The organism is Candidatus Symbiopectobacterium sp. NZEC151, from assembly GCF_025962655.1.
Taxonomy (GTDB): domain Bacteria; phylum Pseudomonadota; class Gammaproteobacteria; order Enterobacterales; family Enterobacteriaceae; genus Symbiopectobacterium.
Genome location: NZ_JAGFPE010000002.1, coordinates 423,755 through 440,467, shown reverse-complemented (window position 1 = coordinate 440,467; position 16,713 = coordinate 423,755). Strand labels below are relative to the sequence as shown.

14 protein-coding genes and 3 tRNA genes are annotated in these 16,713 nt (G+C 55.0%); 3 read left to right on the top strand and 14 right to left on the bottom strand.

The window, feature by feature from the left end; genetic code table 11:
- The 3 genes from J5067_RS10065 to argA all read right to left on the bottom strand — a co-directional run bounded on the left by J5067_RS10065 (position 1) and on the right by argA (position 2,929).
- Positions 1-567 carry a carbapenem biosynthesis protein CpmH gene (locus J5067_RS10065; RefSeq protein WP_264644355.1) on the bottom strand — a complete coding sequence of 189 codons (567 nt, stop codon included), beginning with the start codon at positions 565-567 and terminating at the stop codon, positions 1-3.
- On the bottom strand, positions 557-1,423 hold the full coding sequence (locus tag J5067_RS10060) for a formylglycine-generating enzyme family protein (RefSeq protein ID WP_264651028.1): 867 nt from the start codon (positions 1,421-1,423) through the stop codon (positions 557-559). Before J5067_RS10060 ends, J5067_RS10065 begins: the two co-directional genes overlap by 11 nt.
- Positions 1,424-1,603: 180 nt before the next feature.
- The gene (argA, locus tag J5067_RS10055) at positions 1,604-2,929 is read right to left on the bottom strand and encodes an amino-acid N-acetyltransferase (RefSeq protein ID WP_222158421.1); all 1,326 of its coding nucleotides are present in this window, start codon (positions 2,927-2,929) and stop codon (positions 1,604-1,606) included.
- Between the two features lie 417 nt (positions 2,930-3,346).
- Between argA and amiC the strand changes: the two genes are divergently transcribed.
- Complete coding sequence (gene amiC, locus J5067_RS10050; protein ID WP_264651027.1) at positions 3,347-4,591, top strand: N-acetylmuramoyl-L-alanine amidase AmiC; 1,245 nt, start codon at positions 3,347-3,349, stop codon at positions 4,589-4,591.
- An 83-nt stretch (positions 4,592-4,674) separates the two neighbouring features.
- On the opposite strand, the gene J5067_RS10045 is transcribed toward amiC, so the two are convergent.
- From J5067_RS10045 to J5067_RS10035, 3 genes are all read right to left on the bottom strand, one after another.
- Positions 4,675-4,751 (bottom strand) — tRNA-Met (locus J5067_RS10045).
- Between the two features lie 46 nt (positions 4,752-4,797).
- Positions 4,798-4,874: transfer RNA gene (locus J5067_RS10040), tRNA-Met, on the bottom strand.
- Positions 4,875-4,922: 48 nt separating this feature from the next.
- Positions 4,923-4,999 (bottom strand) — tRNA-Met (locus J5067_RS10035).
- A 214-nt stretch (positions 5,000-5,213) separates the two neighbouring features.
- On the opposite strand from J5067_RS10035, the gene mltA reads away from it, so the two are divergent.
- Together mltA and J5067_RS10025 are read left to right on the top strand one after the other, a co-directional pair.
- Entirely contained in the window at positions 5,214-6,344 is a 1,131-nt protein-coding gene (gene mltA / locus J5067_RS10030; protein ID WP_264651026.1) for a murein transglycosylase A, read from the top strand.
- A gap of 262 nt (positions 6,345-6,606) precedes the next feature.
- Entirely contained in the window at positions 6,607-7,323 is a 717-nt protein-coding gene (locus J5067_RS10025; RefSeq protein WP_264644786.1) for an oligogalacturonate-specific porin KdgM family protein, read from the top strand.
- Positions 7,324-7,392: 69 nt separating this feature from the next.
- Here the strand turns inward: J5067_RS10025 and J5067_RS10020 are convergent, their stop codons facing one another.
- Genes J5067_RS10020 through J5067_RS09985 form a run of 8 tightly spaced genes read right to left on the bottom strand, consistent with a single transcriptional unit; the run spans position 7,393 to position 16,370 of the window.
- A complete protein-coding gene (locus tag J5067_RS10020; RefSeq protein ID WP_264644787.1) occupies positions 7,393-8,310 on the bottom strand; it encodes a 4-hydroxy-tetrahydrodipicolinate synthase in 918 nt (305 codons plus the stop codon).
- Between the two features lie 5 nt (positions 8,311-8,315).
- Positions 8,316-9,065 carry a TetR/AcrR family transcriptional regulator gene (locus tag J5067_RS10015; protein WP_264644788.1) on the bottom strand — a complete coding sequence of 250 codons (750 nt, stop codon included), beginning with the start codon at positions 9,063-9,065 and terminating at the stop codon, positions 8,316-8,318.
- Positions 9,066-9,080: 15 nt separating this feature from the next.
- A complete protein-coding gene (locus tag J5067_RS10010; protein ID WP_264644789.1) occupies positions 9,081-10,277 on the bottom strand; it encodes a M20 aminoacylase family protein in 1,197 nt (398 codons plus the stop codon).
- Between the two features lie 9 nt (positions 10,278-10,286).
- The gene (locus J5067_RS10005) at positions 10,287-11,066 is read right to left on the bottom strand and encodes an SDR family oxidoreductase (protein WP_264651025.1); all 780 of its coding nucleotides are present in this window, start codon (positions 11,064-11,066) and stop codon (positions 10,287-10,289) included.
- Entirely contained in the window at positions 11,063-12,790 is a 1,728-nt protein-coding gene (locus J5067_RS10000; protein ID WP_264651024.1) for an ABC transporter ATP-binding protein, read from the bottom strand. Before J5067_RS10000 ends, J5067_RS10005 begins: the two co-directional genes overlap by 4 nt.
- The gene (locus tag J5067_RS09995; protein WP_264644792.1) at positions 12,787-13,674 is read right to left on the bottom strand and encodes an ABC transporter permease; all 888 of its coding nucleotides are present in this window, start codon (positions 13,672-13,674) and stop codon (positions 12,787-12,789) included. Before J5067_RS09995 ends, J5067_RS10000 begins: the two co-directional genes overlap by 4 nt.
- 49 nt (positions 13,675-13,723) lie before the next feature.
- Positions 13,724-14,710, bottom strand: a complete 987-nt coding sequence (locus J5067_RS09990; protein WP_264644793.1) for an ABC transporter permease — start codon at positions 14,708-14,710, stop codon at positions 13,724-13,726.
- A gap of 55 nt (positions 14,711-14,765) precedes the next feature.
- Positions 14,766-16,370 carry an ABC transporter substrate-binding protein gene (locus J5067_RS09985; RefSeq protein WP_264651023.1) on the bottom strand — a complete coding sequence of 535 codons (1,605 nt, stop codon included), beginning with the start codon at positions 16,368-16,370 and terminating at the stop codon, positions 14,766-14,768.
- Between the last annotated feature and the right edge of the window lie 343 nt (positions 16,371-16,713).

Below are 16,713 nucleotides of genomic sequence, written 5' to 3'. Positions count from 1 at the left end.
CTAGAAATCCAGCTCTACCGGAATCGGGGGGCTGTGAAGCATCAACTTTCCCTGCTTGGTGATGCGAAACGTGGCGGAATAGCGCGTTTTGGTGCTGCCTGCGATCAGGTTATCCGCTTCGCTAAATGCAAAACGCAGCGAGGCATTGCTGGCCCAAGGTGCCAGTTGGGTTAAGCGGTAGGTGAAATAGACCGCACTCATCCCCTGTGCGACCGGCTCAATAGCGATGACGCTGTCAAGTTCCATGCGCCCAAAGCAGAGATCGCCTGCGGTGCGCCACGCGTGCTCGGCCTCCGGCGTTAACTGATAAACAATGTTCTCTCCCTGACGTGTCTCCAATGCTAATCCCGCATCTACCAGTGCCTGCATGCGTCCGGTAATCCAGGGGGCATCCTGGGCGTGGCTATATACCGGCCATTGCTTTACGCCGAGGCAGTGCGGAGGCTCTGCGGCAAAATAGTCACGTAAAGCCCGCTGATAGTCACTGTTTGTGGGTTGTGCCCAGAGGTTGTCTGGAAACAGTGCAACCCAGGATAACAAGAGGAACAACGCGTATTTAAGGTGCATGCAGTGTCCTTACCAGACGAAAACCGATATCCGACATCATAAAACCCGGCGTATGTGCATCACACCCGCTGCGCAGGTTGCCTTGTGTCATATAGCTTCCGCCGCAGAACAGGTAGAGCGTTTTACCGCCTTCAACCGCAACGGTATCGTTAAGCCACTGAGACACATTTCCGCTCATGTCATACAGCCCGAGGGCATTAGGACGTTTTGATGCGACGGGGCGAGTGCCGAAGGTGGTGGCTTCCTGAGAGGCGAAATGTGCCACGCTCTCTGGCGCGTTACTGCCAGCATAAAAGAAGCCATAGGTATGATTCGCCAAACCGGGTGCACCGCCTCTGGCCGCCACTTCCCATTCATCGCGTGACGGCAAACGGTAGCCTGACGCATCAGGATCGGTGCGAATGGTGTGTTCTGCGTCTGGCTCAGGTTGTTGTTTAAGCGGCTGCCCATCGTTAGTCAGATAGTAGGGCGTTAATCCCTGTCGAGCACTCAACGCATTGGCAAATATAACGGCATCCCACCAGGAGACATTGGTGACAGGATGTGTGCCGCCGTCTTGTTCGGGCGCAAGGCAATCTTCGAAGTGTGCGCCGTTGCATCCGCCTTCAATCATGTAGCCTTGCTCCGTCGCCCATGTCAGCAAAGTGTGATAAAAGCGATAGGTGACAGCGGTGGTCATGATGTTATAAGCGGTGAGTGAGGTGTTGGCGTGCTCGGCGTAGGCGTGCTGACCAAAAACCGGACCAACGTAGTAGTGGCCTGTTTTAACAGTGACTTCGTCAATGTGCAGCGGCGTGGCGCAAGCGGCCTGAAACATCAGCCCCATGCCGAGCAGCATAAAGAGTGCTTTGATCATGGTATTCCTGTACCGGTGTTACTGTCCTGTATGGCCGCTGTCGTGGCCGGGCAGTGACGTGCATAACGCGAGCATTCTACGCGCTGAGGCGCGATAAGTCTCTGCGCGATTGCTCAGGGTGGGGAGATAATGGCAGTGCCGGTACACAGGGTTGCATACCGGCGTCGTGGTGCGCAAGAACTACAGGTCGATCACCAGGATCTTTGAACGGCGCTGGTAGTTATACAGCTCCTGTTTGCGTTTGGGCAGCATCTCCACTTCGGCGGGCTGAAAGCCGCGCTCCTGGAACCAATGGATGCTGTGCGTGGTGAGGACGAACAGTTTCTTCAGCCCCTGTTGACGCGCCTGTGCCGCAACGCGTTGCAGCAACATGTCTCCGCGCGAGGAACTGCGGTAATCAGGATGTACCGCGACGCAGGCCATTTCTCCGATGCTCTCTTCAGGGAACGGATACAGCGCGGCACAGGCGATGGTCAGGTTATCGCGGACCACCACGGTAAACTTGTCGATCTCCATTTCCAACTGTTCGCGCGAGCGGCGCACCAGTATCCCCTGCTGTTCCAGCGGGCGGATCAGTTCGAGAATGCCGCCAATATCGTTGATGGTGGCACGACGCACTTGCTCCGCGCTCTCCATGACGATCTGCGTACCGATACCGTCGCGCGAGAACAGTTCTTGCACCAGCACCCCGTCTTCCTGATAGCTGATCAGGTGACTACGGCGCACGCCGCTGCGGCACGCGCGCACCGCACCGCGCAAGAAACGCACCGTCCCCGAGTTGTAATCGCCATCGGCTTCACGCTCTTCAATGCAGCGCTGGGCGTCGTCGGGGAACAATTCAGAAATGATGGTGCCATCCTGCGTGGTAACCCCTTGAGACGAACAGAAGCCGATCATTTTCTCGGCCTTCAGCTTGATGGCCAACTGGGTAGCCACTTCTTCAGACGTCAGATTGAAACTCTCGCCCGTGACAGAGACGGCAACCGGGCCGAGCAGCACAATGGCACCACTGTCTAGCTGGCGATGTATCGCCGCTTCATCGATACGCCGGATGCGACCGCTGTGGCAGTAGTCCACGCCATCATCCACCCCCAACGGCTGGGCGATAATAAAGTTGCCGCTCACCACGTTGATGTGCGCGCCCTGTAGCGGCGTATTATTCAAACTCATGGAAAGGCGCGCGGTGATATCCAGTTGCAGCATGCCTGCGGCCTGTTTCACCAGATCCAGCGTGTTGCTGTCGGTGACACGGGTATGCTTATGATAACGCGGCTCGAAATGGTGTGTGGTCAGGCTGGCATCAATTTGCGGGCGGGCGCCATAAACCACTACCAGCTTGATGCCGAGGCTATGCAGCAGACCAATATCGTTGACGATGTTGGCGAAGTTTTCATGTTCAATCGCCTCACCGCCCAGCATGATGACAAAGGTTTTGCCGCGATGCGCGTTGATATAAGGAACCGAATGGCGGAAGCCTTGGACCAGTTCTGTACTGCGTTCCTTCACTGCGAGCCTCTCTGAGTGAATTTTTATTCGTAATTTATGTATTTTTATTCTAATTGAACGAAAAGGCAAGGAGTAAGTCTCACAATTCGGTCGTGTTCAACGTTATTACGACCTTTCCTGTGGCGGGCAGATTCTTGCCCTGAATGACGGGCTTGTTCTCTCCGGTGGTTATACGCCGACATGATGATTTTTACATGACAGAGGCAGGAAGATTCGTTAAAGTTTTCACTCCGTTAACACTGACTTCATCTTTTTCGCGTATTATCGCGGCGGATTGTCTGTTTGTCGGCGTTTTTTCTGCCTGATATTACCGTTTGAGCACTTTCGCCAGTGCCTGCTTGCGACAGCACAACCATAACTACAGCATCACATTAACTACAGCACCACAATACTCACAGCATAACGAATTGGAGTGGCATGTCTTATTCGAATCACAATCAGACTCGCCGCCGTCTCCTGCAAGGCGCGGCGGCAACCTGGTTATTGAGCGTCAGCGGCGCTGGATGGGCCGCTGACGCCCAGGTGATCGCCGTTCGCGTCTGGCCTTCTTCAGCCTATACCCGCGTCACCCTAGAGTCTAACCGCACGCTAAAATACAAGCAGTTTATGCTAACCAACCCCGACCGGCTGGTCGTGGATATCGACGATATCCAACTCAACAGCGTGTTGAAAACGGTGTCACAGCAGTTTCAGTCTGACGATCCGTTGATCAAAGAAGCCCGCATTGGGCAGTTTGATCCCAAAACCGTGCGGCTGGTGTTAGAGCTGAAGCAAGCCACTAACCCGAAAGTCTTTACCCTCGATCCCATCGCTGAGTTTAAACACCGATTGGTGTTGGATCTCTATCCTGCGGTTGGGCGCTATGACAATGCGGAAGATCCGCTGCTGGCGCTGCTGGAGGATTACAACAAGGGCGATCTGGAGAGTAAATTACCGTCGGAAGCGCCGTTGGCGGGCAAAGCGGGGCGCGATCGTCCGTTGGTTATCATGCTCGATCCCGGTCACGGCGGCGAAGATCCTGGAGCCATCGGTAAAAATCGCACGCGTGAGAAAGATATTGTGTTGCAGATTGCGCGGCGGCTACGCAGTCTGATTGAACGCGAACCCAATATGAAGGCGTACATGACGCGCAATGAAGATGTGTTTATTCCGCTGCGCGTGCGGGTGGCGAAAGCGCGTAAGCAGCGCGCCGATCTGTTTGTTTCGATTCATGCGGATGCCTTCACCAACCGTGCGGCGCGCGGTTCTTCGGTGTTTGCGCTGTCGAAGAAAGGTGCAACCAGCACCGCAGCGCGCTTTTTGGCGGAAACGCAAAACGAATCGGATCTGATTGGCGGCGTGGGCATGAGTGGCGATCGCTATCTCGACCATACGCTGTTTGATCTGGTGCAGACCGCCACCATCAGCGATAGCCTGAAATTTGGCGGCGAAATCCTCAAACGACTCGGCAGAGTGAACAAGCTGCACAAGAACAAGGTCGATCAGGCCGGGTTTGCGGTGTTAAAAGCGCCCGATATTCCCTCTATTCTGGTAGAAACGGCGTTTATCAGCAATCTGGAAGAGGAGCGTAAATTGCGCACCAGCCACTTTCAGCAGCAAATTGCGGAATCTATTCTGGCAGGGATTAAGGCGTACTTTGCCAGCGTGGGAAACCGTAAGTGAGGCGCTTGCGGTATTGACAGGACAAAAACAAAAAAACACCCGTCAGGGTGTTTATTGTTGGTAAGCTTCTTGATTCAAGAAGTTGGTTGCGGGGGCCGGATTTGAACCGACGACCTTCGGGTTATGAGCCCGACGAGCTACCAGGCTGCTCCACCCCGCGTCCGTCTTACACTTCTCTAACTTTATGTCATGCCGTAGCATGATATTGGTTGCGGGGGCCGGATTTGAACCGACGACCTTCGGGTTATGAGCCCGACGAGCTACCAGGCTGCTCCACCCCGCGTCCGTATTACACTTTTTTCTTACTTTATATCATGCCGTAGCGCGATATTGGTTGCGGGGGCCGGATTTGAACCGACGACCTTCGGGTTATGAGCCCGACGAGCTACCAGGCTGCTCCACCCCGCGTCCGTGGAAGCGCACTATACACTCCATAGGAGGGTATGCAACCTCTATTTGAAAAAAAGAGGATCTTCCCAACATGTATGTCGGTTTTATCTGCTAATTGTTTGTTTTTTGTTCGATTTGAGGCTGTTTTGGAATTCAATACGTTTTCATATGGAAATGTGTTTGTTATTGTGCGCTCACTGATTTGCCATGCTGTAATGAGAGCGTAAGAGAAATGAGAGGATGTTGGGGTAAGTATGTGCTGACCGGAGTAGTGATTGCTATTCTGGCCGGGTGTCAGTCCAGACCGACTGACCGTGGGCAGCAGTATAAAGATGGGCGGCTTGAGCAGCCACTTGCGCTCGTTAATGAACCCAACGCCACCGGTAAGCCGGTGAATGCAGGCGACTTTGTTAATCAGGTGACTGAGATCAAGAACGCCTCCCCCGCGCTGTATGCCCGCAATCAGGACATCTTTCAGGCCATTCAACGTTGGATGCAGGCTGGTGCCGACACGCGCAATCTGAGTCAGTTTGGCCTTAATGCCTGGCAAATGGAGGGCGTGGACAATTTTGGCAACGTGCAGTTTACCGGGTACTACACGCCGGTAGTGCAGGCGCGTTACACCCGTCAGGGTGAATTCCGCCATCCTCTTTATGGTATGCCTGCCCCCAACAAAAAGAGTCGTCGCTTACCCGATCGGGCGGGCATTTATGCTGGTGCGCTGGGCGAACGCAATGTCCTCGCCTGGACCAACTCGCTGATGGACAATTTCTTGATGGAAGTGCAGGGCAGCGGGTATATCGATTTTGGTGATGGCCGACCGCTGACCTTCTTTGCCTATGGCGGCAAGAACGGGCACGCCTATCGCAGTATTGGTAAAGTGCTGATCGACAGAGGCGAAGTGCCTAAAGAAGAGATGTCGATGCAGGCGATCCGCCACTGGGGCGAGACGCACTCCGAATATGACGTGCGTGAACTGCTGGAGCAGAATCCTTCCTTCGTTTTCTTTAAACCGATGTCATCTGCGCCAGTGAAGGGCGCAAGCGCCGTACCGTTGATTGCCAAAGCCTCTGTGGCGTCCGATCGTTCGCTGATCCCGCCGGGCACGGCTTTGCTGGCAGAAGTTCCGTTACTCAACAACGAAGGGAAGTTTACCGGCCGCTACGAGATGCGCATGATGGTAGCGCTTGACGTTGGCGGTGCCATCAAGGGCCAGCATTTTGACATCTATCAGGGGATCGGGCACGAGGCAGGTCATGCCGCCGGGTATTACAACCACTATGGCCGCGTCTGGGTGCTGAAAAATAATGCAGCGTCTCCCTTCAGCACTGCGCCTTTAATAATGCAAAGCGCCGCGCGTTAACGCATTCCTTACTGATGCCGGGAAAGAATATCTTTCCCGGCATTTTTATTGAGCAACGGTTTATTTTATTATTAATGCTTATGCCATATTCTGGATAAGGTAATAAATATAACTTTGTTTGCAAAAATGAACTTATTGTTACACTCCTCAGGCGCATCAATTTGATACGCCGTCATTTATCGCGGAAGGGACTCCCTTCGTCTGTGAAGTTGTTGACGTCATCATAATAGCAGTAATGCAATTTGATTCTCGGGGAAATACCATGAAATTAAAATTAATCACGCTGGCAATCACTTCGTTGGTTACGCTCAATACGCTTGCGGCGACCATCGATTATCGTCACGAATTCAAAGATACTTCAAACGGTGACCATAAAGATCGTTTGCTGTTTTCTCATCGTTTTGAGCAAGGTTTTGGCCTGTCAGTGGAAGCGCGTTGGGGGCAACACACCAATGATAAGACGCCAAACAAACCGTTTAACGAAAGCGTCAGCAACGGCACGGAAGTTGTCGCCAGCTATCTGTATAACTTCAATAAAACCTTCTCGTTGGAGCCGGGCTTTTCGTTAGATTCCACCTCTAACTACAATAATTATCGTCCATACCTGCGCGGTAAGGCGAATATTACCAACGATCTGTCGGTGTCGCTGCGTTATCGCCCTTATTATAAACGCAACAGCAATAATATTGGCACGTCGAGTAAAACTTCGGAAAATGGCTATAACCTGACATCAGTGATTGCTTATAACTTCCTCAAAGATTATACGCTTGAATATGAATTGGATTATCAAAAAGCCAACGCGGCAAGAATAAAACTATCCGATAATGACAATTACTCTTTCGGCCATGATGTGAAGTTGAGTTATAAATGGGATAAAAACTGGCGTCCTTTCGTGGCGGTGGGGAATGTTCCTGAATCATCAGGTATCACGGATAACCGTCAAACCCGCTACCGTGTCGGGGTTCAATACAGCTTCTGATGAAGCATGTGGTGATAAAATAAAAGCCGCCTGATTATTCAGGCGGCTTTTTTATGAACAGCTAATTTATCAACCTTTAAAACCGTACTTCTTGCTCAGGCCCAGTTCGTTGACGATACGAATACCGTTTTGTAACGCATCGCCTTGCAGGTCACGCAGCGGTCGACGCAGGCTGCCCGCCGGCAAGCCGATGGCTTTCATCAGCGATTTTACCGCCACCGGGTTGATGGCCGAATAGGTGTAGTGCAACAGCGGCAGCAAGTGCTGGTAAGCGGTGCGGAAGCGTGCAGCGTCGTCGCCGTTTTTCCACGGGCGTGAGATTTCTGCCAGCTCTGCCGGCGCAATGTTGCCCGTCATGTTGGCGGTGCCGTGTCCACCGAGTGACATGGTCGGAACCACCAGTCCCAGATTCGGGGAGTCGCAGCACATAACCGAAACGTCCGGGTTGCCTGCCAGTACTTGCGCTACCTGCCCCACGCGGGTGGTGGATTCTTTATGTACCACATAGTTCGGGTGCTTGAAGATACGCAGCAGTGATGTCCAGTGCAGATCGGACTTCACGCGCGGTGGGTTGTTGTAGATGCCGAGCGGCAAATCGGTGGCATCCGCCACTTCAAGGAAGTAACTTTCGATATCGCTTTCCGGTGCACAGATATAGGCCGGTGCTGCGATGATCGCGCCGTCTGCGCCGTTGTCTTGCGCATAGCGAACATAATCGATGGTGGTGTCAGTGTTATTGCCGGTGCAACCGAAGAAAATCTTCATGTCGCCCTGACGGAATTGCGCCGTGCGGTGAATAATGGCCTTACGTTCTTCCGCTGACAGCATCGAGACTTCACCGGTTGATCCCATGATCAGCACGGCGGAGGTGCCGTTTTCAGCCTGGAACTGCAACAGCGTCTCAAATGCGCCGAAATCGACGCTGCCATCCTCGTTGAACGGGGTAATCAGCGCTACAAAGGAGCCTTCAATTTTTGGTTTACTCATGGTTTTCAGCCTGCATTATTTCCTGACGGTGTGAAAAACGGCACGGACGACGCGTGTGACGGCGTTTCCATGCGATGAATGTGAGAGATATCGTTATGGGAAGGCGCGCAGAAACCGGTGCTGACGAAGGTGAGCAAATGCGCCAGCACCTGTTCGTCGTCACGGTTATCGCACAGCCCTTGTGACAGTAAAGCCAATCTGCCCGAACGAGGATCGGCATCGGTCAGCACATGCATGGCGGCACCGCGGGCAAATTCATAACGCCAAATCACTTCCGCACGCGCCAGATGTGGCAAGGTGCGCGAAAGTGCATCAATAAACCGATGTGCTACATGGTCGAACTGGGCGGAAAGCAATGACGTGACGCTGTGTTCCGGTGTGGCGCGCAAGTGTTGCAACAGCCGCACCACAATGCGACCACCATCGGGCGTTTTGGCGGTTTGTACCAATGGGCGCAACAGCGCATCCAACAGCGCGTCTATCGGAATGGGGCGATCGCCGTAGCGGGCTTCGGCGGCATCCAACAACTGCGCGCGCGCCTCGCTCAGCGGGCCCAACACGGCGTCCAGCACCGCGTGCAGCAGGCCATCCTTGGAGCCGAAGTAATAGTTTACCGAGGCCAGATTCACCTGCGTGGCCTGAGTAATTTCACGGATAGTGGTCAACTCAGAGCCTTTATGGGCAAAACGCGCAATCGCCTCTTGCAGGATGCGCTGACGGATTTCCGGTTGTTTCTCTCTTGTCGCTGTGGTCATGGCAGTATCCTTGATTCAGGCGCTTTTCAGCTCCTGATACACCAGCGCGGCCCAATACTGGACGCCGACAGGAATCAGGTCATCGTTAAAGTCGTAGTGTGGCGTGTGTAGCGCAGAAGTATCGCCGTTACCGACCATCATGAATGCGCCAGGGCGCTGTTCCAGCATGTAGGCGAAATCCTCTGCGCCCAGTAGCGGTGTCATGTTCGGGTTCACGCTGGCGACCGTATGCGCGGCGCGGATCGCACGGTCGGTGGCGTCGGCATCGTTCACCAGCACCGGATATTGATAGTCATAAGTGACTTCCGCGCGCGCGCCGTAACCCTGGGCACAATGCTGTGCCAACGTTTCAAGGCGGGAAGCCAGCAGTTCACGAATTACGGGCGAATAGCTTCGTCCCGTGCCTTTGATACGCACCGTGTCGGGAATGACGTTCGGCGCATTGGCATCACCCGCCTGAATGTGACCGATACTCAACACGGCGGACTCCATGGCCGGCACGTTACGGCTGACGATGGTCTGCAACGCGCTGATAAACTGCGCCGCGGGCAGCGTAGGGTCGATAGACAGGTGTGCGCCCGATCCACCGTGTCCCCCCGTGCCGCGAAACACTACCTGCCAGGTATCGCTGGCGCACAGCATCGGCCCGGCGCGCAGCGCAAACGTGCCGAGAGGGACGCCCGGTTTGTTGTGCAAACCGTAAAGGGCATCGCAGGGGAAGCGTTCCAACAACCCATCGTTGAGCATGGCCGGTGCGCCGCCCAACCCCTCTTCTGCCGGTTGAAAAATAAAGTGTACGGTGCCTGCGAAGTCGGGATGCAGCGACAGGTAACGCGCCGCACCCAGCAGCATAGCCACATGGCCATCGTGGCCGCAGGCGTGCATCTTGCCGGCGTGCGCAGACGCATAAGGCAGCCCGGTTTGTTCATGGATATAGAGTGCATCCATATCGGCACGTAGGCCGAGACTGCCCGTGCCGGGATAACGCCCTTTTAGCGTGGCGACAACGCCGGTCCCGCCGATATCGGTGGTAACCTCAATGCCCCATTCGGTTAAGGTGCTCGCAATCAAGCGAGCGGTTTGCCACTCTTCAAAACCGATTTCCGGGTGCTGGTGAATCTGGCGGCGCAGTGCCGTCAATTCGGGCAATAAGGTCTCTACTGTCGCCTTATTAACGCGCGGCGTCTCTGTTGATGGTGCAGATGGCGTCATGATGATTCCTTAAAACGTACCGGGATAGCTGCCGCCATCAATCAACAGGTTTTGTCCGGTGATAAACCCGGCTTGCTGTGAGCAGAGAAATGCGCAGGTGGCACCAAACTCTTCGGGTTGCCCATAGCGCTGAGCCGGGTTAGCCGCCGCTCGTTCCTTGTGGATTGCCGAAAAGTCGCGTCCGGTCTGTTCGCTCAGCGACTGAATATGGTGCCATTGGCCTTCGGTATCGAAGATGCCCGGCAGGATATTGTTGATCGTCACGTTGCGGTGCACTTGCGTGCGCGCCAATCCGGCGACAAAACCCGTCAGGCCGGAACGTGCACTGTTGGACAAGCCCAGTTCCAACTGCGGGATCTTGACGCTGCGCGAGGTGATATTGATGATGCGACCAAAACCGCGCTCTGCCATGCCGTCAACCGTGAGGCGCATCATGGCAATCGGGCCGAGCATCATGCTGTCGAGGGCATCGAGCCAATCTTGTCTCTGCCATTCGCGAAAATCACCCGGCGTTGGGCCGCTGGCGTTATTGATCAGAATGTCGGGGGTAGGGCAGGCAGCAATGGCCGCCTGTCGGCCCGCTTCTGTGGTGATATCCGCCACAACAGCATTCGGACGCACGCCGGTTTGCAGCAAAATGCTCTCTTGCGCTTCGTGCAAGGCCTGAGGGGTGCGTGACAGTAGCGTGACTTCAACCCCTTCCTGAGTCAGTTGCAGCGCGGCTGCTTTTCCCAGCCCACGGCTGGCTCCCCACACCAATGCTTTTTTTCCTTGAATGCCCAAATTCATGCCGTTTGTCTCTCTGTCAGGTGGACGGTTGGGGACGTGCTCGACGGGAGTTCTTGTGCAGTACGCGGCGTCGCGCCCGGTACTGCATCGATCAGTTTTCGGGTATACGGGTGTTGCGGCTGATGCCAGATGCGGTAACTGTCGCCTTGTTCCACGCAGTTGCCGTTGTGCATCACCATCACGTTATCGGCGATATAGCGCACCACGGCCAAATCGTGCGAGATAAACAGCAGCGCCAGCCCCATCTCGTTTTTTAGTTCCACCAGCAGGTTAAGAATTTGTGCCTGAATGGACACATCCAGCGCCGAGACCGGCTCATCACAAATGACCAGCGAGGGTCTGATCACCAGCGCGCGGGCAATGCCGATGCGTTGGCGCTGGCCGCCAGAAAATTCGTGCGGGTAGCGTTCCAGACTGCGTTGCGGCAGCCCGACTTTATCAAGGATTTCACGCACGGCGCGTTGGCGTTCGGCGCGCGAACCCATGCCGTGCACCACCAATGGCGTTTCCAGAATGTGTTGAATGCTGTGGCGCGGGTTAAGCGACGCGTAGGGGTCCTGAAATATCATCTGCACACGCTGGCGCAGTGACGCCAGGCGTGACGCTTTGTGGTGGGTGATATCCTCACCGTCGAAAATGATGCTGCCCTGCGAGGTGGGCAGCAGGCGCAGGATGGTTTTTGACAAGGTCGATTTTCCGCAGCCGGATTCGCCGACCAGCCCCAGGGTTTCCCCCGGATGGATATCCAGCGATATGCCGTTTACCGCGCTGACTGTCCCTTGTGCCGTCTGGTATTCGGTGTGGACGTCGCGCAGCGACAGCAGCGGCTGTTGATCGGTCTGACGCGGGCTGTGAACCAACGGCGGCGGGGTGAGCAGTGTGAAAGCGGAACCTTGCGCGTCCTGCTGATGATGAATTTCCGGCAGACGTGAATCCCGGTAATGCATGTCCTGATCCATATGCAGCGAGGTGCCAAGCAGTCCGCGCGTGTAAGGATGCTGCGGTGCGCTAAACAGTTGCGCGGTGGGCGCTTCTTCGACCTTTTGCCCGGCATACATTACCGCCACGCGATCCGCCCACTGTGACACCAAGCCGAGGTCGTGCGTGATCAGCAGCAGCCCCATCGACAATTCGCGTCTCAATCGATCCAGCAGTGCCAGAATCTGCGCCTGAATGGTGACATCGAGCGCCGTGGTGGGTTCATCGGCAATCAGTAAACGCGGCTGGCAGGCAACCGCCATGGCGATCATCACGCGCTGGCGCTGTCCGCCGGAGAGGTTATGCGGGTAATCATCAACGCGTCGCGCCGGTTCGGGGATCCGCACCAGATCGAGTAATTCAATGGCCCGCTTGCGCGCAGCGGCTGGGGTTAATTGCTGGTGCACATGCAGCGTTTCCACGATTTGCTGACCGATGCTCAACACCGGGTTTAGCGATGTCATCGGCTCCTGAAAGATCATCGAGAGCTGATTGCCGCGTCGTTGGCGCATTTGTGCATCGGACAACGTCAGCAGGTTTTGCCCGTCAAACAGTATTTCCCCCTGCAAACGCGCGCTGTCAGGCAGCAGGCGCATCAGCGACAGGGCGGTGGCTGATTTTCCGCAACCGGATTCACCGACCAGTGCCAGCGTTTCACCGGCATTCAGGGTCAGGTTCAAACCACGCACCGCCTCATGGCCGGGAAAGGTGACGCGCAGATCGTTGATAGTGAGTAGCGAAGTCATGATGCTCTCCTGCGCAAACGGGGGTTCAACGCGTCGTTAAGCGCATCACCGACCAGATTGAGTGACAACACCGTCAGCACCAGCGCGCCGCCGGGCAATGCAGTGAGGAACCAGGCGGTGCGCAGCGATTCGCGTCCGGCACCGATCATGCTGCCCCAACTGACCCGGTTGGGATCGCCAAAACCGAGAAATGCCAACGCGGATTCAATCAGAATGGACGACGCCACCATGACCGAGGTGGTCACGATGATGGACGGCAGGGCGTTTGGCAGCATTTCCTGAAAGATAATGCGCAGCGACGAAAAACCCTGACTGCGGGCTGCCATCACAAAATCGCTGGCGCGCAGCGAACGAAACTCAGCGCGTACCAGACGGGCAATGGTTGGCCAGGAGGCAATGCCGATCGCGCTGGATATCAGGCCAATCGAGGGATTACCAATGGCGACCAACACCACCACCAATAAGAAGGTGGGAAAGGTTTGGAACAGTTCGGTGATATGCACCAGAACATCGTCGATTGTGCCGCCAAAATAGCCTGCTAATGCACCGACGACGGTGCCGATAGCAAGGCTGACCAACACGGCGCTGAAGCCTATCTGCAACGAAACCTGTGAACCGTGCACAATACCGGCGGCCACGTCACGGCCCAGCGAATCGGTTCCCAGTGGGAACTGGGGATCCTGTCCGGGCCACAAAAACGGCTGTGCCACCATATCCAGGGGATCGCCCGGATAGATGAGCGGGGCGAGAAACGCCATCACCAAGACCGCCAGTAGCATCAGAAAACCTGCCATGCCGGAAGGATTACGCAAAAAGGCGTTCACTTCAGGTGACAGGCGGAACGTGCGGCGCACAGGGCCTTTTTCATCAACAAGGTTACTCATGTCGGGAATTACCTATTTCATTGTATTCTGGTGTGATTTTCGACCAGACTCAGTGCGCTTTGATGCGCGGATCCAACCAGGACTGAAGTAAGTCCACCAGAATATTCGCCACAATCACCAGCAGGGCGGACAGCAGCAGTACACCCAGCAGCACGTTAAAATCACGTGCCATCACAGCTTCCAGCGCCAGCCTACCCAGGCCAGGCCAACTGAATACGGTTTCTACGACGGCAGCGCCGCCAAGCAGGTTGCCAAAGTGCATACCTGCGACGGTAGTGATCGGCAGTAACGCGCAGCGCAGAATGTGACGCACGGTGACAAACCACGGCGCAAGGCCTTTGGCATGGGCGGTGCGGACAAAATCCTGCTGGGCGATTTCCAGCATCGCCGCGCGGGTTAAGCGGGCGTATATCGCAATAAAAAAGCTGCTCAACGCCAGCACTGGCAAAATGGCGTGACGCAGCATATCCGCGACGTAGGCCCAGCCAGTGAGATCGGCGCCGATGGTGATGTTGCCGCCGCTCGGCAGCCAATCAAGCTGTACCGAGAACAGAATCAGCGTCATCAGCCCGATCCAGAACCCCGGCGTGGAGTAGAGCAGCAGCGCCAGCAGCGACAGCAGACGGTCAGGCCATTTCCCGGCCCATACCGCCATCACCGCGCCCAGCGCGATCCCGAGCACGATAGCGATGGTCTGCGACAGCAGCATCAACAGCAGCGTGCTGGGCAGACGCGACATGATCAGGTCCATCACCGGTGCGTTATAACGCGGTGAGAAGCCGAGGCTGAAGTGGCTGAGATTGCCAAGGTAGCTGAGAAGTTGGGAAAGAATAGGCTGATCCAGCCCGAACTGGGCGCGCAGCATTGTCATGGTTTCTGCGGTGGCACTGCCCGCTTCGGCAGCCAGCACGTCGGCGGCATCGCCCGGTACCAGTTGCAGCAGAAAAAATACCACGATCACGATGCCGAGCGTCGTGGGCAGCGCATGCAATAGCGTGCGTTGCAAAATACGTCGGGTGCGTTGCAATCTGTTCATCGCCCTACCTCTATCAAAAAAACACAGCCCCGCCGTCGCGGGGCTGTCGTATTACTTACTGTTCAATCCAAACGTCAGCCAGGCTGCCATTCACACCCTGAATACCGTTGATAAAGCCGTGGACGTGTTTGTTGTAGATAGTCAGTCGGTTGATCTGCAACAGGTTCAGGTCCGGGATCTCGGTGGCGATGATGTGTTGGAACTGTTTGTACAGCTCCACGCGTTTCGCCTGGTCGGTCTCAACGGCGGCTTGCTCCAGCAGACGGTCTACTTCCGGGTTGCTGTAGTGCGAGCCATTACCAAACGGAACGCCCGGTGAGTAGGTTTTCGACCAGTAGAGGCGCTGCACGCCAACAGCCGGATCGAACAGGTTGGAAATGGAGCCGTTGTTGAAGTCAAAGTCGCGGTCGGTATAGACGCGTTTAACAAAGGTGGCGAAATCCTGAGAACGGATGGTGACGTCAATACCCACTTTGGCCAGTGCGGATTTCAGGTATTCAGCGACGCGTTTAAAGCTGTCACCGTAAGGCATAAAATCGTGCACCAGTTGGAAACGGATACCGTTGGCTTGACGCGGGAAGCCCGCTTCATCCAGCAGTTTGTTGGCTTTGGCGATATCGAAATTGTACGGTGACGGCGTGCTGTCGTGGAATTGCGTCAATTCCGGCGTGATCCCGGTAGGGGAGTTCGAGGCATAGCCATACCACACCACTTTTTTCAGCACGTCGAGATTGATGCTGTGCGCGATCGCCTGACGAACCTTAAGGTTTTTTAGATAAGGGTTATCCAGGTTGAACTCGATACGGGTTTGCGTCGGGCTGTAGCCATAACCACGGGTTTCGATACCCAGTTTCGGGTTCTTCTTGATGCGCTCAATTTCACTCATCGGGATGGGCGTATCACTGCCCAGATCCAACGCGCCGGTTTCCAAGGCAATGGTGCGCGTGGCGGCATCAGGAATGATTTTTACCACTAAACGATCGATATAAGGCTTGGGCTTATCCCAGTAGTTCGGGTTGCGTTCATACAGAATGTGGCTGCCGCGTACCCACTCTTTAAACACAAACGGGCCAGTACCGACCGGTGCCGTGTTGTAAGGGTTGGAGAGAATATTGGTGCCTTCATAGAGATGCTTGGGAACGATAGGCGCTTCGTTGGCAGAAAACGCGCTCAACAAATAGGGCGCGGGCTGCGACAGCTCGATGATAGCGGTATAAGGATCGGGCGTTTTCACCTCGGTGACGTTAGCAAACGTGCCTTTACCCCGGGAGTTATACTGTTTCACGGTGAGAATGGAGAAGGCGACGTCCGCAGAGGTGAAGTCTTTGCCATCGTGCCATTTTACGCCGTGACGCAAATGGAAGGTATACTCTTTGCCATCCGGACTGACAGACCAACTGGTCGCCAGTTGCGGCACCGGGTTCATGTTGAAATCGTAATCCAGCAACCCTTCGATCACTTTGGCGTTAACCTTCATCACCGCACCGCTGGTGCTGACCAGGCTGGTCAGCACGGGGGGTTCCGGCTCCGCCAGGAAATTGAGCGTTCCGCCGCGTTGTGGGGTAACACCCGGTTGCGGCGTTGCCGTATCGGCTAACCCCGGCAGACTGAATAATGAGGTTGCCATTATCAGCGCAGATAATATCGCTTTATGTTTCATGGTATTTATCCGTATTTTTCAGGGATATTATCCCTGTCGATTATGCGGTTTTATGTGAGCGTTTTTTCCGCTGATATACCAGCCTGACAGCGTAAGCATTCGACGCGCTATTCAGAGGAAAAGTGCGGTAATCACGGTGATCGTGAAATAACTGTCAGGAAACTAACATCGGGTCATCAATAAAGGGATTGTCTGTGCGTGAGTCATTGTGAATTCCTGGCTTTGGTGTTTGCTATTTAATAAAAACTAACTAAAACAAGTGATTATTTATTATTTTCGCATGGTGCGAATCAATCACAGCCCGTTGCTGAGGCAAACTTTCTGACTGTGCTTATTGAGGCTA